This window comes from Sphingobacterium sp. (genome assembly GCF_032065005.1).
GTDB lineage: Bacteria > Bacteroidota > Bacteroidia > Sphingobacteriales > Sphingobacteriaceae > Sphingobacterium.
Genome location: NZ_DAMBMM010000001.1, coordinates 354714 through 373340, shown reverse-complemented (window position 1 = coordinate 373340; position 18627 = coordinate 354714). Strand labels below are relative to the sequence as shown.

Here is an 18627-nt window from a genome sequence, read left to right as displayed (position 1 = left end):
GATCTTGCATTTTACCTATGCATAACTCTTATTACAATAATTTTCAATTGGGATGGCCGGATTGCGGCATGGTTCTGCCTCTTTACGAGATGCCCATCTTTCACAATCTGCCTGTTCAATCTTGACATCGATATTTCCAGCAATAAGGATGGACCTCGGGCTAATCGGACAGACAACCTTATTGAAAGAACCCAATACCGAGCCTGCTTCATCGGCGTGTTTCATCCATAATTCCACGATATAATCGAGATAATCCCTAGACTCCAAGAAACCTACGATATCAGATTCGTAGATGCATTGGCCAAAGGTTAGTTTATCAAATTCACCGATTGCCCAAGGAGCTAGAAATTCACGCAGATCTTGTTTCAATTTTTCTCTATAGAAGGATTCATCCATGCCTTTCAGCAGTTTCACCTTCAAACAGAAATTGACTCCCTCATACCTTGGGTTCATGATCCGAACCTTCACAAATGGGGAACTTCTTTCCTGTAGATATCCTTGGATGCTTTCCAACAGGCTTACCGGAACCCTAGGTTCAAACAATTGGGAAGCCTTCAATTTATTCATATCGGGAATAACCGCCATAATAATATAGCCAGGTGCCATCGGGATATCGTTGACATAGTGATGCGCATCCAATGCGAAACTATGGTTCACACATTTCACCTTATATAATTGTGGAAATGCTTCCAAGACCAAACGCTCGTAATCAAATTTTTGAATTGCCCTCCCCTTATGCTTTAAGAGCTCGGATACCCGGATATAGAAATGCCCTTCGGCTTCAGGAACCCTTCCAGCAAATGAATCATAGGGTTGAGAAACAGATTTGATGGCGACATCAGCATCCTTCATCTTGGATATCGAACCTGCTGGCAAACCTTTATCAAGCCTTAGCTTGTCATTCAAAGATTCATTGGTAAAGGTTGCCTTAATGGCCTGGGTAAATAGCCCAATGGTTTCACTGACCGATTTGCTGTTTTTGGCGATTCCAGCTTTTATCCAATGCAATCCTTTCGGAAGGACCGTGTTTTTATTGCTGATATTGGCAGGAATGGAAAACTTAATGATTCCAGAACTGGTCAGACCATCGGTATCATCGTCCAAGACTTCAAATCCATTCCTTAGCGGTTTCCATTCATTGTTTTCCAAATAATGCCATGAAACCGGTTCTCTTACTGATTCGGAATCGGCCGTGGCCTCCGCCATTTGAAACAGTATATTCACATTGCTGCCTGGTACTAGATCCTTTAGAGCAAGAAATAAATTTCCTTCATCGCAAAAGGTCGGCAATAAGCTGGGTTGATGTTCCAATTGTTCAAGCTTATAGGTACCAGGAAAAGGATAGAGATGAATGAGTTCGATATCCTCCATATTGGCAGTAGCAGCATAGTCAATTTCCATCTTTTTAATGATGGGTGTCCAAGGTTCATTGGGGATAACTGCCTGAAAGAGATCATTATTATCGATGATATTTCGAATCTGTAGGATCTGGTTCTTCAGAAATGATACATCACCTGTTAAATTCTTATTGGAAAACTCTCCAAAGAATGGAGGTAGAACTGTTCGCCGGATAGAATCGGCTTCGGCCTCATTGATTTTACCGGCACCAATATCGCCCATTTTAGATTTAATACCGTCAGATGGGTTATTCACATCATCTTCCACCCGAGTAGAAACAGTTTTGGCATCTTCGATACTCTGCAAAATAGCGTTAGTGCTAAAAACAATAAGGTTTCCGGCGCCATCATAATAAATGGCATCTTCTAATTTGCTGTCGGGGAGTTTGCCCAATGCCATCATCTGCCTAGCTAGGACATAAGAATAGACCTTATGGCAGAAATCCTGCCCCTGTAGGTTTATCTTTAAAAAACCTTCAGAGGTCCCGACTTCATACTGTTCTATTGGAGTACTGTTTTTTGAAAATTTCTGATTGAGTTCAAAAAAGGTATTCCTCAAAAAGATGGTTTGATCAAACTCACTGCTACCAGAGCAGGTAGAACTATTATTGTTTTCAAATAGTTTCCTATCATTATAAGTTTCCCCTTGAATGCTAACAGCTTTAGTTGTAGGTGAGCCATGCGATTTTTCCTTTATCCATTTGCCGTTTTCTAAAACAGCTAAATTGATCAAGAACTTGTTTTCATCAAGACCAAATAGGCCTCCTTCTTTTAAATATCCTTTATAATAATCCCTGAAGTCGGTTGGCTTTTCTTTCCAATCTAACTTAATATGGATCTCGTTCCATTTCTTGGTAAATACCTCTTGACTTCCGATAAAGAAATCTGGACCCAATAAATTTAAGTTGGTTGGATTATTAAGGTTTGGCGGGTTCTTTATATCAAAATCTATAATCTCAGGTCGAGTACCAAAAGGATAGATCGGACTATTGACGTTCTGCAAGCTCTCGCTATTCTGAACAACAAAATTTTTAAGGCCACATACATTGACCTTGATCTTCGTGCCTTTGGTATTGGAAATCTTAACGCTCCTGAAAAATTGATACAGGGAAACTAACTGGATTTCATCTTCTGCTTTTCTTTCACAACAGGATTCTCGACTTGTCCACTTAACATTTTGCTCAATTTTTACTCGATCGTCAAGGTTTATTTTCATCAGTGGTAATGCGGTATCAAAACCTTCTTTGAACAGTTCATCATCATAGTTCACTATTCCATCTTGATCCGGACTCAGTGCCAAGGAAATATTGATTTCAAAAGTACTGGACCCACTGATGTTAGACATGGCTATTTCAACCCCTTGATCTGGAACTAACCAGCCTTTCTTTCCGGTCAATGCGATATTGAATGCTTTGATCGGTTTAAAAATATCTTTTAGAACAGCAATCTCCTCTGGAGAAGAAATAAGTTCTCTATATTCTAAATCGGTAATGGTTTTCTCAAATAAAGCCTCTTCTAATGGATAATAACAGGAAATCTGCTTCCCAATGGGGCTGTCTTTCCATAATACTGCCTCAAGCTTCTCCTTAAGAGACTTACTGATCCCTTTTTTGACTGCTTGCGCTATAAGATCACGATTGATAGGGTAGAATTTATCATTAATGACTGTCCGTATTCTTTCATAAAATGCAAAGACATCATTTTCATTTTCACATACATTCTGATGCAGTTTACAGGCTAAGGTAATTTCAATCTTCCGAGTGCCTTCACTCAAAAATAAAACGGGTGAGGCAAGCACAAACCCTAACCTTGCATTTGGATATGGTTTCAAAAACTTGCTTTCAGGATCCACATATTTACTGAGTGCTGAACCCAATGTCGGCCAGCTTGAATTTTGTATATCCTCAAAGGGTTTTTCAACACCATCTGCCATCTTAGCATTGCTGGACATATATACACCTTCCAAATAGCTGTTGCTTGCATGCACTTTGTTATTGAGGAAAAGCGTACGTTGTTCGACCACTTTGGCTTTATTCACTACGATCTGATCATCCAAAGCAAATTGGATCTCTACCTTATTGGCATCCTTGCTATCCTTAACTATGATACCTTCCTTCAAAAGATACTTTTGAATATGTTTTTGTATTTCAAAAACTAGATGTACCTGATCAGGAATAGCTGGTTTTGAACGCAATAACAAGACTTCTTTATAAAAGAAATCAAGGTGCTTTTTCGTAAAGGAATTTAAATCCTGTTGCAGATATCTAAAAAGCTTCAAAAAGGAGAACAACAAGGCCAAATGCGGACTCAATTTCTCTTTGAATTCATCATTTAAAGAAAGGAAACTGGGTTCTAAGCTGGTTTCAGCTGCTGCATGAAGTGAGTCGATGACGGTAATAAAAGATTCGCCAATAGAAAGAATTTCATTCTTCAGGGCCATCATCCTCAATCTTTTATTCTTTCCAGAATCCTGCATGGATTGGCTGGTTTTTACGGCATATAAATCTGTAAGGTCTAAATTCCATTCATCCGATTCCAGGAAACACATGAGGTTAATCGGCTTGATCCGAAAGAATTTAACTGCCGAATTGACCTGAACTATAAAGACCTTCAAGCTGTCAGCAAGTTTATCTTTTATGATTTTATCCAATGACAACATTACAGGCAATTCGGAGCCTTCGAGCTTGGAGTTCCAGAAATAGATCTTGTAGATAATAGATCGAAAAACATAGTTAACGATCAATTGAAGGCTGGATTTTGAAGGCGATTTTTCAAAAAGCAAGTTATAGAAAGCTAGCTTTTCCCTTATCGTTTCGGCATCATATTTTAAGATGGATGTAATGGTAAAAGGCAAACTGTTCTGAAAGAAGGATTGCCAATCCGATACATTGAGGTCAGCATCATAATAATTGATATGTCTAGATAGTTTTTCAAAATAATCCAGCAGATCTGCTAAGCTCCTTGCATCGATTTGGGCAGTTCCCCCCAACAGATCATCCATAACCCGCTGCCTTTGGCTGACACCTGGATCGTTTTGAAATGGATGTATAAGCTCTTTACATTGCATGACTTCTGACTTTTAGGAATATCCAACTTAAATTGATTTTAATGCTTCATTTAAATAATAATCATAGACATAGTTAAACCTGGAATTAGTTCCTGGAACGAAATACTGTATGCTGATCGTAAAGCGACCCTCAATAAGCTCCATGGAATCACTACTTGTTATTTCTATCTGTTCCACTCGGATCCTCGGTTCATAGAACAGGATGGCATTGGTCACCCTATCCTTTAGGTAGCCAATGACCGAACTGTTCAGTGATTCAAAGACATAGTCAGTCAGGTCGCAGCCATATTTAGGTTGCATGACCCTTTCGCCCAAAGCTGTTGACAATAGAATATTCAAGCTTTGATCGATATCTTCAATTCCGGAAACCAATTCCACCGAATTGGAAACCTTATTGAATTCAGGCGGGAAAGACCAGCCTGTTCCTAAAAATGAATTGAAAGAATTTTCCATGTCTTTTATTTTTATCCTCCTATCTGAACTGTTGTAAAACCGATAACAATGGTGCCACCATGTGCAGTCATGTCACCTTGTCTTGCTGCTGGTTTTCCACCGATCATGACGGTCATGGAACCTTGAACAATACTGTCTGGCGGTCCAGTACAAACCAACAAATCACCAACAACAGCAGCAGGAACACCTCCGATGAGGACCGTTGGTACGCCTGGACCTACAATAGGACCACCAACGTGCGGCACTGGCCCAGGATTCACCATGGGACAGATATGCAAATCGTTTATTCTTGCTGCTGAAGCCATAACCAGTTCTATATTTCTAATTTATCTTTACCAAAGACCCCTTGATTTCGGTTACTCCATCTGAATTAATCTTCGTCATTGCTGAATTGATATTCACATTGGTATCTGATTTCAAGGTCATGGTTTTTCCTATAATTTCCATTTTGGTTCCGGCGCTGATTTTTAACTCAGCACCAGCTTTAATTTCGATGTTTTTGGGACTTTCCATTATAATCCCATTACTATCCATCGTTATTTTATTGCTGTTTTGATCCTTGATTTCTATTTTCTTGCCATCTTCATCAAGGATTATACTATTCCCAGCTGGTGTATCTATGTTGATTGTCTTGGTTGCATCATTGAAATGCACACGCATATTGCTTCTGGTGAAAATTCCTTTTTCATCATTGGCATCAGCTCCTTTGAGTGGAGCTGGTTTTGCACTACTGTTCAACATACCTAACATGATGGCATGCCTTGGATCGTTGTTGATGAAACCTACGATAATCTCATCGTCAATCTCTGGTCTAAAAAAAGTACCACGATCACTTCCTGCATCTAAGCATGCCACCCGAACCCAAGTGCCATTTGAATTGTTTTCTATGATTGGAATCTTGACCAAGATTCGGTCTTCAGCATCTGGATCGTTTTCCAACTGCAGGACCTTCCCTATCTGTAACCCTTGGATTGAACCTAAAAGGCCAGCGGCAGGAAAGTCATCAATATCTTGATATAGGGATGAATACCTCGCAGGATCTAAACCAAATTGAATGTTGGTATACCAAGTACCATCACCTACCTCTTGTCTTACCGCGGTCACAAATGCCTTACCGTTAAATCGGTCACCGACACCGGCGATCTTCACCATATCCCCAGGTTTTATTTCAGCAAAACCAGTAAATCTTGCCCTGCCCCTGACTTTCGCTAATCTACTGCGTAGCATTGCTCCTTCAGCCCAAGCCTTAAGCTCTTGTTCCAAAAGGTTACCGCTATGATGCAGTATGAACTTTTCCAATTTATTGGCAGAAGCAAGATCAGAACTGTTCACATTTCCCAATTGCGTAAATCCTGAAGCCTCATCTACCTCTGCGGTAAACAATCCTTGGTTTTTATAATCCCAGGAATGGGCCTCTACTTTTGACCATTGACTGCGAAGGTCCATCTCCGCTTCAAACTCCATTATTGAGGACCCATAGGTAACCTGTAATACAGGATCAGGATCTGTTTTGGGAGATTCTATTTTCAACTCAGCATCATTCACAAACAGCAATTGACCATTGGCCTCTGCTCGCAGAGCAATAAAATCCCAATCACTGAGGTGATGCTGAATCAGTTCTTTATGTTTCAAGGTAGTAGCTTCAACATCACTCTTTAAATCTGCATATGCACTGATGATGCTATCCATTACTTCACTGTCTTTTTGGTCCAGGTAGTATTTACTCTTCCTTCCCAAGGTCATTCGCATTGCGGCATCTTTACATTCGATCTGCAATTGCGTATTTCCATTTTCTTTAACCTTTACTTGTTGTTTCGTGATGATGCCTTTAAATGCTTTTTTATTATCGCTATCAAATCCCAACTTGATTTCAATCTCTCTACCCGGCAAAAAATCCTCCTTGTTGCTGATTTCAAAACTGCCTAATGCGGCATCCCCATCTTTTAACAAAATCTTTGCTGTGGGTATCCGATTGACTTCCTTATCAATGGATATACTGAGTATTTCGTAAGAAGAATCCATTTTAGACCCACCCAATGATATTTCATACGAAATAGTATCATGTTGGGACGGATTCGGTATGATGAGCTCTTCCATTAGTTTTCGTTTTTATTAAAAGGAGGAAAATAAATATCATTTCCTGGTTGTAACCTTCTTATTGAGGTCAGGCCATTAGCTTTCGCAACCTGTAAAAAGTACTTCGGATCATTGTAAATACCATAGGTCATCAGATCCAATCGATCACCTTGTTTGATTACACGGTGATGGGTCAAATCTGGTGATGAGGGATTGTCCTCTGCCATGCGCTGTTCACGAGACTGGTAATCCAGAAAAGTTGCGGATAACCTTGCTCGCAATGGCGTGCCATCTGGCTTAAACAAGGTGAAATTCACATCCAGATTAGCTAATACACAGCGGAATCGAATCTCTGAGCCCCAGATAATCAACAAGAAATTGGGTCGGTGGATGTCACCTTGGTAATTATAGGCACAGTCCATGAAGATTTTCAATTGCTCATTGACGGGTTTGGTTTTGTATTCCTCCCAATAGCCTTCCATGGTTCCGGAACCATCCAAAATAAAATCAAGCTTCAGCTCCTCTGGCGCAGTAGATTTAAATTTAACTTCTGATGAGCCAGACCCATGAGGTCTTTGTACATCGTGTTCAATTTTAAAGTTCTTTGAAAAAGCCTCAGGATTGATCGGGGCTACGAATGCTGGCTTATTGGTTTGCTCCACACCCTTAACCTGAAACTGCCTATCTGTAAAAGAATAGATCAACAGTTTCTCCAATTTCCCCGAACTATAATTAGCGCTCATTTTTGTCCTTAATAATATCCAAAACTTTATCTACGCAAATCTTGATTAGCTCCTCTGAAGCAGAAACCCCATTATCCTGAGAACCTCCACTCCCTTCAGGGGAAGCAAGATCCTGAACAACGGTCGCCTTAATGACCAACTCCCTAACTTCAACTGGCATAACTATGATTTTTGAAAAATTAATCGGTTATAATTCAGCTCTAGCGTCTCGATCAGGACTTCCGCCCTCCCGGCATTCAGTTCCGAAAGTTTCCAGCTCCTTGGCCATACATTGTTAATTTTCCAATGCATGATAGATTGATGTTCCTCATCCAATAGATTGATGACCACAGTCTCCAGGGTTTCATATACCTGGTCGTCGAAAGCCTTTTTCAACCAATCCGTAATCGCTGATGAACCTGGTGAGATCAACCCTCTTTTCAGTACCAAAGGACCATATTTATGCCGTCCAGGCACAACATGCTCAAACCTGTTTTCACCACCTTCCTTTATGGTTTCTATATCAATCGAAGAGTCCAAACCAGTTACAGACTGGAATTTAATATCCACAGCCTTATTCCCTTTCAGTGTAAAATTCACTGAAAAATGAAAATTGACCGTTTGATATAAACTGTCAGCCATGGCTTATAACTTATTTTTTAGCTTCTACAATGGATAAACCCTCATGCACCAATTCCATGGTTTCAATGGCCACTTCGTTGGCATCAGCTTTCAAATTGGTGGATTGAACCTTTGAAGGCCAAGCTCTTGAGAGCGTCCAGGAGATGATCGGTTGATGTTCTTCATCCAGTAATCGAATGGTAACATCCCTCCTAAATTTCTCCTTGCCCTCCTGGAACATCATGGTCTTTTTCCACTGTTCAAAGTATTCAAAATCCCCAAAGAAAGTACCGCGTTTCAGCGTCACATTCGGGTATTTGGTCAATCCAGGTTGTTTTGTCTTGTTATAGGTGGGGCTACTGCCTTCACGGTATTCAATAACCTCAGTTTCAAAGTCAAGTCCACTAACTTCTGTAAAACCAATTCTGGTACCACCCCAATCCAATTGAAAATGGAACTTCGGTAATGGGTAGTTTTTTTTAGGATCGTTTGACATAACAAATGATTTATTGATTATTTACACTTATTTGCAGGATTCACCTCATTGATTGCATTCTCAAGACTTTGCTTGCATGCAAAAAGTGCATCCCTTTTCTCTTTTGCGGAATCCAATTCCTTTTTCAGCACATCAACACGCTGCTTGGTCTGATTATAGTCTGATTCCAATTGATGGTAATATTCATCAGAATCGATTGGCAGGTGGATATGTGGCTCTATGCAACAGCATTCATGGGAACCAGAACTGCTTTCAATTTTGGCCTGTTCTGCATATACAATACTTTCAGAACCTGAATGGTTACAATGGAATTTATCCTTCCAATATTGAATGGTCCTTTTCAGACCATACTCTTCACAGATATTGATGTGCAGACCGTAGGCTAATTCTACCACGGCAATAACCTGTGGAATCATGATATCTCGCGTTAAGATCACAGCATCTAATTTCTGTCCATAGTCCTCAAGGACTTTCATGATCCCTATCCCAGGAGCTAGCTCTGGTCGTTTCAAGCAATTGATACATAGGATTAACTTATCATAGTTTGACTTCAATCGGTCCACACGGATATAAAGATCCTCGACCATACAGAATAAGATCTCTATGGCTTTATTGGTCTTGTCCGTAACGATACAGACCTTTTGTAGCAAGAGGATAAATAGTTCCAGTTGGCGACGCAGGGCATCCGCATTTTCATCTGTAGCTTCCCAGTCGGCAAACCAAGCCTTGAGTCGATCTCTTTCCTCAATGCTCAGGTTATATTCCAGCTCCTTATTGCTGGCGTAGGCATTTGCTGCCTTCCAATCTGAGGTTACTTGGACCAGATCACCCATCCATGCATCATAACAACAATCTCCTCCTGGCTCATTACCGTTAGGTTTTTGATCACAACAATCAAAAATATCCCGCTCAGAATTGCTTATTTCATTATAGCTTAACATATTTGTCTATTTTAAAATTTACCATATTGAAAATGTAGCCTCAATCAATCACAGCTTGAGCCACCTTCATTATCACGGATGCAATAGATTTCAGTGACCTCCTTACAGATGTCACAGATATCACATTTACACTTCTTGAATCTGTTATTCTCCTCATTATTCCCTTCATTACAACCGCAATCGCCGATACAACTGCATTTATGGCAGCATAGATAATCCTTGACTTCAACCAAGGTTTCCAATTCATTGCGTTTACCGTAAAGGGTATAACTGGATTGCGTATGGGATTTAATCGCCAATGTCAGATCATCTTGAGATTTCTTTAATCCGGCGGTCGCCGTATTGATCTGCGCTTGGATCAGGTCATCAAATGTTTTGGCGTTGCCAGCAAAATCCTGTTGGAATTTCTCTAAGGATTTAATATTTGAAAAAGACTGTATACCAATGATATCAGCAACAGAATTACAGATAATATCAATTTCCAGACTGAGGTCAACAGGTCTTTCAACCAGTTTGTTCAAAATCCGACAGGCATCTTGGCACTCATTTGGCCGGTTATCCGATTCATTTTGCTTTTCAGCATCATTACAGTTGTCATTTGAGCATCCCAATATCTTCAATTGCCCAGAATTACAACTATCATTCCTAGCTGCATCCAATTTTGCTGCCGATTCCCGAAGGTTTCCAAAAGCAACCTTTGCATTCTTGGCCGTCATTAACACCGCCTTCAACCCTGCCACCAATGCATCATTCTGGGCTATGCTGGCCGCAACATTCTTTTTTATTTCTTCCGATGACTGTATCAATTCTACCCCGACCTTCAATTCCAGGTTTCGGAGCATTTGGTAATTCTTTTCTGTTTTGACAAAAACACATTTCTTTTTTTCGTACATCATCAGGGTCCCATCACTGGTTACCTCGCTTTCACTCAACTCACCTAACTTCCCTTTCAGTCTGTTGCAGTAATCTTCCTTAATCTGATGGAGAGTTTTCTGAGTTATTGTCTTTGCCTCATTACCATTACAATTCCCGTTTTTCGGGTTTCGCATATTTGAGCTTTCAATGGTCATAACAATGGTTTTTTAAGATTTACAATAAACTTGGCTTAGGACTCTGCCAGCATTTTATGCATGAAACGAAGGATAATGAATTCGGCCGGACGAACAACCGCCATACCGATCTCTACGATCATCCTGCCTTCCCAGATATCCAATTCCGTCATGGTTTCCCCAAGCCCGATATGAACAAAGAATGCTTCTTTGGTCGATGCGCCCATTAATGCACCAGCTTTCCATTGCTGAGTCAGGTAATTCTCGATCATCGATTTAACCCGCACCCAGGTATTGCGATCATTGGGTTCAAATACAAATTGCTCAGTAGCATTTTTAACAGACTCCTCCACCATGGAAAAGAATCGCCGCACTGGAACATAACGCCATTCATTATCATTTCCTGCTAATGTGCGAGCTCCCCAAACAATGGCAGGACCTCTTCCAGGAAATGAGCGGATAACATTAATGGATTTACCAGCGGTCGTATCCACATTGAGGTTCATCTGTTCCTTTTGATTGATCAGGAATTCTGGCCGGATCGCATTGGCAACATTGACATTCGCAGGTGCTTTCCAGACTCCCCTTGCATTATCAACCTGAGCATATACCCCCACCATGGCAGCAGAAACTGGCATAAGCATCTGAATATTGGTAATGGCACTCTTTGCCTGAAAGTATTTCTCATTATTGATTGCCAGTAATTCTTTGAGGTTGCTAGCCCCGGCCACGCCGGTAATGCTGACCAGTTCATCGTTATCCTTGCTTGGATCACCAGCAACCTTATAGTTATAATCAACTCCGGTAAACAATTTTGGAAAATATACTGCCGCATATTTATAGAATTCTGTCGTTCCAGAGAGTGTACTTCTCAATAAAGCGATATCGAGACTCCACTGTGTCAGATTAGCCGGATCATGATAGACATCCAAAACGGTAATGCGGTCCTGTAACTCTACACATTGGTTGATAGCCTCTGTATGCACTTTGTAATAATCAGATGCTGTACTCAAATTGGTCGAGTCCGGAAAAACCAACAAGGTCACCTCATTGATCTTTGCAATCTCTTTCAGCCCATCCGTCAGATTACTGGCAACAATAGAACCTCCACTGTCTACATAGTTTCCTACAGAACAGATCCAGCATGGACCTCCACCATTCGCAAAAAATAGCTGCATACTATAATGCATCAGGAATTTAGATCTTTTTGTATCATCAATCTTCCCATTGACATCTGCATTAGGTCCAAAGACAACAGATAAACTTTCCTTCTCCGGATCTGGATATCCAAAATATTGTTCATACTGAAGCATGGACTCAATCCGCCAGGGTTTATTCCTAAGATCATCTGTTTCTTTCCATTTTGCTATTTCAGTATATCCAATAAATGCTGGAATAGCCGTTTCTACCGAAGCAATCGAAGGTGGAAGATGTGGAATCTCCTCTATATACACTCCGGGGGTTTTATATTCTTGCATAACAATAGATTTTGATTTATTATTCTTTTAATTATGGTCAAGGTGCCAGTGGAAATAAATCTGATTCTGGAACCATTATATCACTGTATATCTTTTTATTCTCAATATGGATTTCCTGAGTCCCTGTAGGATTAGGAAGATAAAATAAACTACTATCCGGCAACCTAAATAATGTAGTTTTAGCGGTCAATGGTCGCGGTTCTTTGGCAATCAACACGGCATCAATTGTTTGCAAAAGGTCAGAATAAAGACCATTCTGTAAAGCACGATTTCTGTTATTGATATACCTCCAAAATGAAGCCTTGCTGGAGATATTAATTTCAAATACCGGTGCTGCGGGATCAGTGACATTAAATTGATTTTTTCGGGTAATCAGTTTACCTGATGCATCAAATAGCTTATAGCCACTTATATTCCCTTTCACTTTAATAAAAATCACCCCAATGCTGCTACTTAACTCTTGCATATCGGAGTAAAAAACAACTTTATGGGATTTAGCAAATGAGCTCGTTCCACTAACTTCCAGTTGATAGACCAACTCATTGCTAATCTTTTCCTCTGGTAGCATCTTCAATAGTTTAGGATCAAAAGCTAAATGAACATTTGCAAATGGATTGGAAGCTTTAAAATGTAGTTCTTGGATAATATTCCCCAAATGATCCTTGAGTATAAAATCTGCCTTGCTGATATTATTGGCATTTACGAAGGAATAACTAAAGTTAGTCCCGCATAATAACCTATCATTTTCATTGGCAAATGACTTTCCAGCTTTACTTAGCCACTGCTTGTTATTGGCCGTATCGACATAAAATGCCCTTATATCATTAGGACCAAACTTTGCCAATTCCCCTTGCTCATATTCAATAGCGGCATCATGATTGGCCACTTCAGTATGTAGATATGGAAAGTTTCGGGAGCCAGATAAGGAGGAATCATTGCTGAATAAATAAGTGGACTTGATATTTCGTTCAACCTTTTGATTGCTAATCGAATCAAATCTTGAGGTCCTTCTCTTGATCAAAATTGGGATATGAAGGTCATCCTCTAACTTTTGTATAGGTTCATACGTACTTACCCCACTTCCTAATTTCTTGAGTTTAACTTCTATCAATACCTTTAATCCAGAATAACTTGGCAATAATTTTAAGCCATAGTTCTTTAACATATCCTGACAGCTTTCCGGAACTTCATAGGAAAGATCATTATTGATCTCTTCTGCAAAAGATTCATATTTCTGAAAGAGAAAATCAAGTCGATCTGCTTGTGCGCTCAAATCAAAAACGTTATTTCCTGTTCTATCAGTCAGATAGAATTCGTGGAGGAGTTTTACCTCAAACAACGGTTTATAGAGCGTTCTCATAGCGTCAATTTATTTTGCTGAGCTTAGTTTCAATTTCCTCAATTAGAGGAGCATTCCTCACTTTCACATGTTCTGATAGACTTATCAAACGAAGTTTATACATTGCAAATGGCACTTGTCGCCCCCCTAGTGAGCCCCACAGATAATTGATCTGTTCAAAGGATAAGGTGAAGAGCTCCATATTAAAATGAAAGGGTTCCGTATGATCAGGATCGATAGGGTTAATGTTTAATGGGTTGGTTGATGAAAAACTGCTTTTACTTTGCAGAAAACGGATCACCATTGATAGCCTTTTCAGGGCCAATAAATAACCGTCTCCAGCATAATTGCATGTAATCAATACATAAAGATTGATATAGATAGCAGGATTTTCATAGTATGCTGAACCATCTGGCATCCGTCGCAACGGCGATTGATTCTTCAGGGTATTCTCCTCCTCAATATTGACCAGACTGATTACAATATTATCGGGCAAACCATTGCCAGCAGAAGTTTCAGACAAACCAATATTATCGATGATGACTCCGGCCGCATTATCTCCTTTAGAACTTAAATAAGCCAGCAGTTCAGTCTTAAACAATATAAGGGCTTGATCTATCATGATGATTGGTTATTGATGGAAGCTAGAGTGCTTGTTCCTAGATACTGTAATTCTGGAATAAATTTCTGTATAAAACCTTTCCACATCAATAGCTATCAATAGTCATTTCATTATTGGCAGCCGCCAAGCCCTAGAAGTAATGAAATCTTTGTTGCAGTGTGATTTGTTCATCTGTCAACCCCCAGCGTGGGTGAAATATTTGTAGAAAAGAGATGATTGCAAAGACCAACCCACAGCGTGGGAGAAATATTTTTCAACAAATCTTCCTGAAGAAAGAAAATAGTTCACTCATCTTACGATTTCGGGATGATAAACACCTCCTAATTAAAAACAAAAATAGATTCTTCGTTGCACTCTGAATCCCTCCTTAGGTCATTTTTATTCTGAACGATCAGTGAGGAATCTGTACAGTTCTCCCCCTCATGACCTTGTCATTCTCCATCGAAGATGGAGGACCTGTACGCCGATGCAATTATTCCCAAAATTACGTATGTAATATTCCGAGATCCTTCCTTCGTCAGGATGACCCCAGGGTGATAACCAACGGTGCAGGTAATTGCGCCGATGCAATTATTCCCAAAATTAGGTATGTAATATTCCGAGATCCTTCCTCCGTACCAAATACAAGTTTTATAGAAATATATTTTTTGTCATCCAGGTCCATATTTATTTATCTGAAGAATATTTTTATCCGCGATACATCCCCAGCGGGGATGAATTATTTTAGCATGGATGGTAAACTATATAGGGCTAATGCAAAAACAATGTTCGATTAATCGAACATTGTTTTTGCGCGACTTTCTGGCTAGCGTGCCATGCCAGCTAAAATAATGGAACCCCAAAAGGGGTTCATTTGAATAATTGAAAAACATTTTTTTAAATGCGCCTTTCCAATTCTGAACAAACCGTGAAGAATCTGTACGGTTCATCTCCATCAAGTCCTGTCATCGTGTACCGAAGGTGCAGGAAAGTCCGCCAATGCAATTATTCCGAAAATAAGGTGTGTAATATCCCGATCCTTCCTCGGTCAGGACTGTCCTAAACCATATTGAACAAAATCGCAAACTTGGTCAAATGACAAAGGTTATTAATCTCCAATTTGTTGGTGATATTCTTTCGATGGTTATTTACCGTATGGATGGAAATAAACAATAACTCCGAGATATCTTGGCTAGACTTACCTTCCACGATCAACTTGATGACTTCCTTCTCCCGTTTGCTCAGCAACATCACGCGATTACAATACTTTTGGAAATAGCTTTCATCATTTAAGGAAAGTGGTTTATTTTCAGCTTTATTCAACTCAAAAGCATAGCGAAATAATATCCCAGGCTGGCTTTCATCACCAAGGGCAAATAATTTACTGGTAGCAAAATGCCATTTATAATCGCCAATCTGCTGTGGCCTTGCACGCTGAAAAAAGAAATAGACCTTATTCAATTCTTTTTGCCGGATAGCATGGAAAAGCTCAGGCATTAAGGGAACAAGGTCTTCCGGAGGAAAAAAGAAATCAAAGTATGCCAGCCAGATCTGTTCTGTATCTGGATTCGCATGATCCATTCCATCTGTCCTGCATTTATAAAAGAATGAGTTCGTTGGCTCATTATGATTCTCAACAATTAGGTTTCCTACATCAAAATCACCAATTTCCACCTTTAGGAATTTCTGCTGTAGAATCTGGCCAACCATATCAATAATATGACTGTTGAAGTCATAACATTGGCTTGATTGTGTATCCTGTGTTAGATTCATCGGATGCGTATTAAAAGTTAGCGAAACGTATAAAATCAAAACCGGTATTTAACCAATATTGACGCAATTTGAATTTAATCTAATACTTTATGGCAATAAATTAAATGGTAATGAGTAGGATATAATGTTGAATGAGTAAGGTCTAGTAAATAATTAGTGAACGGCTTTTTCGATTTTTCAAACTGCTCATGAAATACCTTAAAACTAAAGACTTATAGATTCAGAAAGCAAAAATATATAAAAATGAAATACAAAATATACCCCTTACCAAAAAAACAATTATTTATCATTATAAATAAAAATAAACGCTTAAAAATATAAATAACAAGCCGAATATAGATTAATATCTTCCTAGAGACCAAGTATAAATCAATCCTAACTTTTTAATAATAAACAAGTTATCTCGTTAAAAACGTTAAATAATTTTCTTTTTAAATTACTTTGGAATAATTTCACTGTACAGAAATAATTATCGTTTTAATATAAATAATTTTCAAATGAACTATCCTTTATTTTCGACACTGATTCTCTGCTGCTGTGCGCTGAATATCAGTTATGCCCAAGACACTTTTGCTCCAAAAACACATTCAATCGGAATTGGTCCGATGCTTGGTTATGATTTTTCCATTCACGGCGCTTCCTATGGAGTAGGGATGATCTATGAGTACCGACCTTTAAATAAAATAAGTTTCTTTTCAACCTTAAATTATGAAGTCACCGTTCGGGGTATATCCAAAAATGTTCTTTTAACGATGCCTGAAATCTGGAAACATGAGGTTTTTTCTCTGAATGGAGGAATTCGATATTATTTATTGAAGAACCTATATATTGCCGGTTCATTAGGATTAGCCTATGAAGGTAGCACCTTACAAAAAGCTGATGGACAAAAGATAGGTCCTGATTTCAAGCCTGCTTTATACCGATCTTTGTTTGCAGGCTACCAAATACCATTGACCAATAAGGATATCATCGAGATTGAAACTGGTTTTTCTGGAACAAAAACCTCAAACCGAGGAGGTATGTTAGCACGATATAAGTTTTAAAAAAAAGAAAGCCGTCTTACGACGGCTTTCTAAACAAACATCTATAACACTTAATAGCCCTTATTCTGCACTAGTTTATTATTATTTCTGATTTCTGCTGTAGGCTTTGGAAACAATAATTCTCTTTCTGTCAACACAGGTCCATAGGAGAATTTATGCCCTACATAATTATCAAACTTCTTGGTACTCACATTGAAAGCCTTCCTCAAACGTACCATATCAAACCATGTGACATTTTCATAACACAGCTCATGCCAACGCTCTTTCCAGATAGCTTCCCGAAGTTGATCCTTGGACAAGCCGCTCAAGTTTGGAAGTTCAGCTCTTTTCCTGATCGCATTGACCGCATCATATACCTTTTGGTTAGGTCCAGACACTTCATTTGCTGCCTCAGCATACATCAACAACAAATCAGCATATCGAAGGATAGACCAATTCAGGTCACTGTTTGTCGTACTTGTCTGCGCCGCCTCATCAAAATGCTTATATAGGAAATATCCCCCTAAATTGACTTCTTTGCTACGATCAGATTCATGGGTATATTTGGTAAAGAAAAACTGCTTTTCAGCTCGTCGTAAGTCATTTGCATCATAGGATTCCACAAAATCCTTGGTAGCATAGATTCCACCTGTTTCATCTGAATACGCAGATATATTCTTGTTGTAAGGAATGATGGCGACTTGCCAATTGGAGGCAATGACCTGCGTTTTATATTGAATGCTAAAGATATTCTCTACCCCATTTTTCTTTTTGGGATCATGCAGATCGGCATAGGCAGGGAACAATTGATATTGCTTGGAATTGATGACTTCTTCAGATGCCTTGGCCGAAAGGTCAAAATAAGCTGCTCCTTTGTTCAATGGATAACCGGCCATGGTCAAGTAAACCTTTGCCATCAAGGATTTAACAATTCCCATATTTACTTTCCCACTTTGATCACTCCATGGCAAACCGGAGTTCTCTGCAACTTTCAGATCACTTACTATTAATTCATAGACCTTCTCTACGGTTGCCTGTTCTGGATAAAGCTGCTCTGATGTCAGACTTACAGCTTCCGTTACCAAAGGGATTTCCCCAAACATCTGCACCAGATTAAAATAGAAAAATGCCCTTAAGAAATGAGCTTCACCTAAGATCTTCTTCTTTTCAGCTTCATCCATCGTGATTTGAGGGATGTACGTAATTGAAAGGTTGGCATTCCCGATACCTTTATAATAGGTCGTCCAATAATCTAGGCCATAGCCATTGTCTGAAGTGTTTCTGAGGTCCTTTACATAGTAACTGTTTACCGCCTGACCTAAATCAGTTCCCGCCAATCCCGTAGCAAATTCAAGCATCATCCAGGTTCCCCCTCCAAATCCACTTACCATTGGGTTTCTTAAATTGGCGTAAATAGCACTTACGGAACTGCGGGCATGTTCAGGTTTGGTGAAATAGTTCTCCACTGTAAAATTACTGGGATCGGATTCATCCAAAAACCCCGAACAGCCTACTATACCTGCCGTTAATACTACGGCTGTAGTTAATTGAATCGTTCTCTTGATATATTTAATGTATTTCATGATTTTCCT

16 protein-coding genes are annotated in these 18627 nt (G+C 39.4%); 1 reads left to right on the top strand and 15 read right to left on the bottom strand.

Annotated features, from left to right (window positions below; translation table 11 throughout):
* Positions 1–15 precede the first annotated feature (15 nt).
* The 14 genes from RT138_RS01610 to RT138_RS01545 all read right to left on the bottom strand — a co-directional run bounded on the left by RT138_RS01610 (position 16) and on the right by RT138_RS01545 (position 16013).
* Complete coding sequence (locus tag RT138_RS01610) at positions 16–4464, bottom strand: hypothetical protein (RefSeq protein ID WP_313189235.1); 4449 nt, start codon at positions 4462–4464, stop codon at positions 16–18.
* A 27-nt stretch (positions 4465–4491) separates the two neighbouring features.
* Positions 4492–4917, bottom strand: a complete 426-nt coding sequence (locus RT138_RS01605; RefSeq protein ID WP_093096902.1) for a GPW/gp25 family protein — start codon at positions 4915–4917, stop codon at positions 4492–4494.
* Between the two features lie 11 nt (positions 4918–4928).
* Positions 4929–5222, bottom strand: coding sequence for a PAAR domain-containing protein (locus RT138_RS01600; RefSeq protein WP_313189234.1), 294 nt, complete (start codon positions 5220–5222; stop codon positions 4929–4931).
* 16 nt (positions 5223–5238) lie between these two features.
* Positions 5239–7014, bottom strand: coding sequence for a type VI secretion system tip protein VgrG (gene vgrG, locus RT138_RS01595; RefSeq protein WP_313189233.1), 1776 nt, complete (start codon positions 7012–7014; stop codon positions 5239–5241).
* Positions 7014–7736, bottom strand: coding sequence for a LysM peptidoglycan-binding domain-containing protein (locus RT138_RS01590; protein ID WP_313189232.1), 723 nt, complete (start codon positions 7734–7736; stop codon positions 7014–7016). The genes vgrG and RT138_RS01590 overlap by 1 nt, the downstream gene beginning before the upstream one ends.
* Positions 7726–7896 carry a DUF5908 family protein gene (locus tag RT138_RS01585; RefSeq protein ID WP_313189231.1) on the bottom strand — a complete coding sequence of 57 codons (171 nt, stop codon included), beginning with the start codon at positions 7894–7896 and terminating at the stop codon, positions 7726–7728. The genes RT138_RS01590 and RT138_RS01585 overlap by 11 nt, the downstream gene beginning before the upstream one ends.
* 2 nt (positions 7897–7898) lie before the next feature.
* Complete coding sequence (locus RT138_RS01580; RefSeq protein ID WP_185212338.1) at positions 7899–8357, bottom strand: phage tail protein; 459 nt, start codon at positions 8355–8357, stop codon at positions 7899–7901.
* 10 nt (positions 8358–8367) lie between these two features.
* The gene (locus RT138_RS01575) at positions 8368–8832 is read right to left on the bottom strand and encodes a phage tail protein (protein ID WP_093096915.1); all 465 of its coding nucleotides are present in this window, start codon (positions 8830–8832) and stop codon (positions 8368–8370) included.
* 17 nt (positions 8833–8849) lie between these two features.
* Entirely contained in the window at positions 8850–9773 is a 924-nt protein-coding gene (locus RT138_RS01570) for a hypothetical protein (RefSeq protein WP_313189230.1), read from the bottom strand.
* Between the two features lie 44 nt (positions 9774–9817).
* Positions 9818–10843, bottom strand: a complete 1026-nt coding sequence (locus RT138_RS01565) for a hypothetical protein (RefSeq protein ID WP_313189229.1) — start codon at positions 10841–10843, stop codon at positions 9818–9820.
* A 35-nt stretch (positions 10844–10878) separates the two neighbouring features.
* Positions 10879–12300, bottom strand: coding sequence for a phage tail sheath family protein (locus RT138_RS01560; RefSeq protein ID WP_313189228.1), 1422 nt, complete (start codon positions 12298–12300; stop codon positions 10879–10881).
* 37 nt (positions 12301–12337) lie between these two features.
* On the bottom strand, positions 12338–13660 hold the full coding sequence (locus tag RT138_RS01555) for a hypothetical protein (protein WP_313189227.1): 1323 nt from the start codon (positions 13658–13660) through the stop codon (positions 12338–12340).
* Between the two features lie 4 nt (positions 13661–13664).
* On the bottom strand, positions 13665–14261 hold the full coding sequence (locus tag RT138_RS01550; RefSeq protein ID WP_313189226.1) for a DUF4255 domain-containing protein: 597 nt from the start codon (positions 14259–14261) through the stop codon (positions 13665–13667).
* Between the two features lie 1038 nt (positions 14262–15299).
* A complete protein-coding gene (locus RT138_RS01545; RefSeq protein WP_313189225.1) occupies positions 15300–16013 on the bottom strand; it encodes a helix-turn-helix transcriptional regulator in 714 nt (237 codons plus the stop codon).
* A 497-nt stretch (positions 16014–16510) separates the two neighbouring features.
* On the opposite strand from RT138_RS01545, the gene RT138_RS01540 reads away from it, so the two are divergent.
* Positions 16511–17056, top strand: a complete 546-nt coding sequence (locus RT138_RS01540) for a hypothetical protein (protein ID WP_313189224.1) — start codon at positions 16511–16513, stop codon at positions 17054–17056.
* Between the two features lie 50 nt (positions 17057–17106).
* Here RT138_RS01540 and RT138_RS01535 read toward each other — a convergent pair whose 3' ends face one another.
* Positions 17107–18618 carry a RagB/SusD family nutrient uptake outer membrane protein gene (locus tag RT138_RS01535; RefSeq protein ID WP_313189223.1) on the bottom strand — a complete coding sequence of 504 codons (1512 nt, stop codon included), beginning with the start codon at positions 18616–18618 and terminating at the stop codon, positions 17107–17109.
* Positions 18619–18627: the final 9 nt, after the last annotated feature.

Bases quoted from the DNA above. Each gene is read 5' to 3' on its own strand.
- RT138_RS01555 (WP_313189227.1), bottom strand. From the start codon at position 13,660: ATGAGAACGCTCTATAAACCGTTGTTTGAGGTAAAACTCCTCCACGAA.
- RT138_RS01580 (WP_185212338.1), bottom strand. From the start codon at position 8,357: ATGGCTGACAGTTTATATCAAACGGTCAATTTTCATTTTTCAGTGAAT.
- RT138_RS01590 (WP_313189232.1), bottom strand. From the start codon at position 7,736: ATGAGCGCTAATTATAGTTCGGGGAAATTGGAGAAACTGTTGATCTAT.
- RT138_RS01585 (WP_313189231.1), bottom strand. From the start codon at position 7,896: ATGCCAGTTGAAGTTAGGGAGTTGGTCATTAAGGCGACCGTTGTTCAG.
- RT138_RS01560 (WP_313189228.1), bottom strand. From the start codon at position 12,300: ATGCAAGAATATAAAACCCCCGGAGTGTATATAGAGGAGATTCCACAT.
- RT138_RS01545 (WP_313189225.1), bottom strand. From the start codon at position 16,013: ATGAATCTAACACAGGATACACAATCAAGCCAATGTTATGACTTCAAC.
- RT138_RS01565 (WP_313189229.1), bottom strand. From the start codon at position 10,843: ATGACCATTGAAAGCTCAAATATGCGAAACCCGAAAAACGGGAATTGT.
- RT138_RS01540 (WP_313189224.1), top strand. From the start codon at position 16,511: ATGAACTATCCTTTATTTTCGACACTGATTCTCTGCTGCTGTGCGCTG.
- vgrG (WP_313189233.1), bottom strand. From the start codon at position 7,014: ATGGAAGAGCTCATCATACCGAATCCGTCCCAACATGATACTATTTCG.
- RT138_RS01570 (WP_313189230.1), bottom strand. From the start codon at position 9,773: ATGTTAAGCTATAATGAAATAAGCAATTCTGAGCGGGATATTTTTGAT.
- RT138_RS01535 (WP_313189223.1), bottom strand. From the start codon at position 18,618: ATGAAATACATTAAATATATCAAGAGAACGATTCAATTAACTACAGCC.
- RT138_RS01600 (WP_313189234.1), bottom strand. From the start codon at position 5,222: ATGGCTTCAGCAGCAAGAATAAACGATTTGCATATCTGTCCCATGGTG.
- RT138_RS01610 (WP_313189235.1), bottom strand. From the start codon at position 4,464: ATGCAATGTAAAGAGCTTATACATCCATTTCAAAACGATCCAGGTGTC.
- RT138_RS01575 (WP_093096915.1), bottom strand. From the start codon at position 8,832: ATGTCAAACGATCCTAAAAAAAACTACCCATTACCGAAGTTCCATTTT.
- RT138_RS01605 (WP_093096902.1), bottom strand. From the start codon at position 4,917: ATGGAAAATTCTTTCAATTCATTTTTAGGAACAGGCTGGTCTTTCCCG.
- RT138_RS01550 (WP_313189226.1), bottom strand. From the start codon at position 14,261: ATGATAGATCAAGCCCTTATATTGTTTAAGACTGAACTGCTGGCTTAT.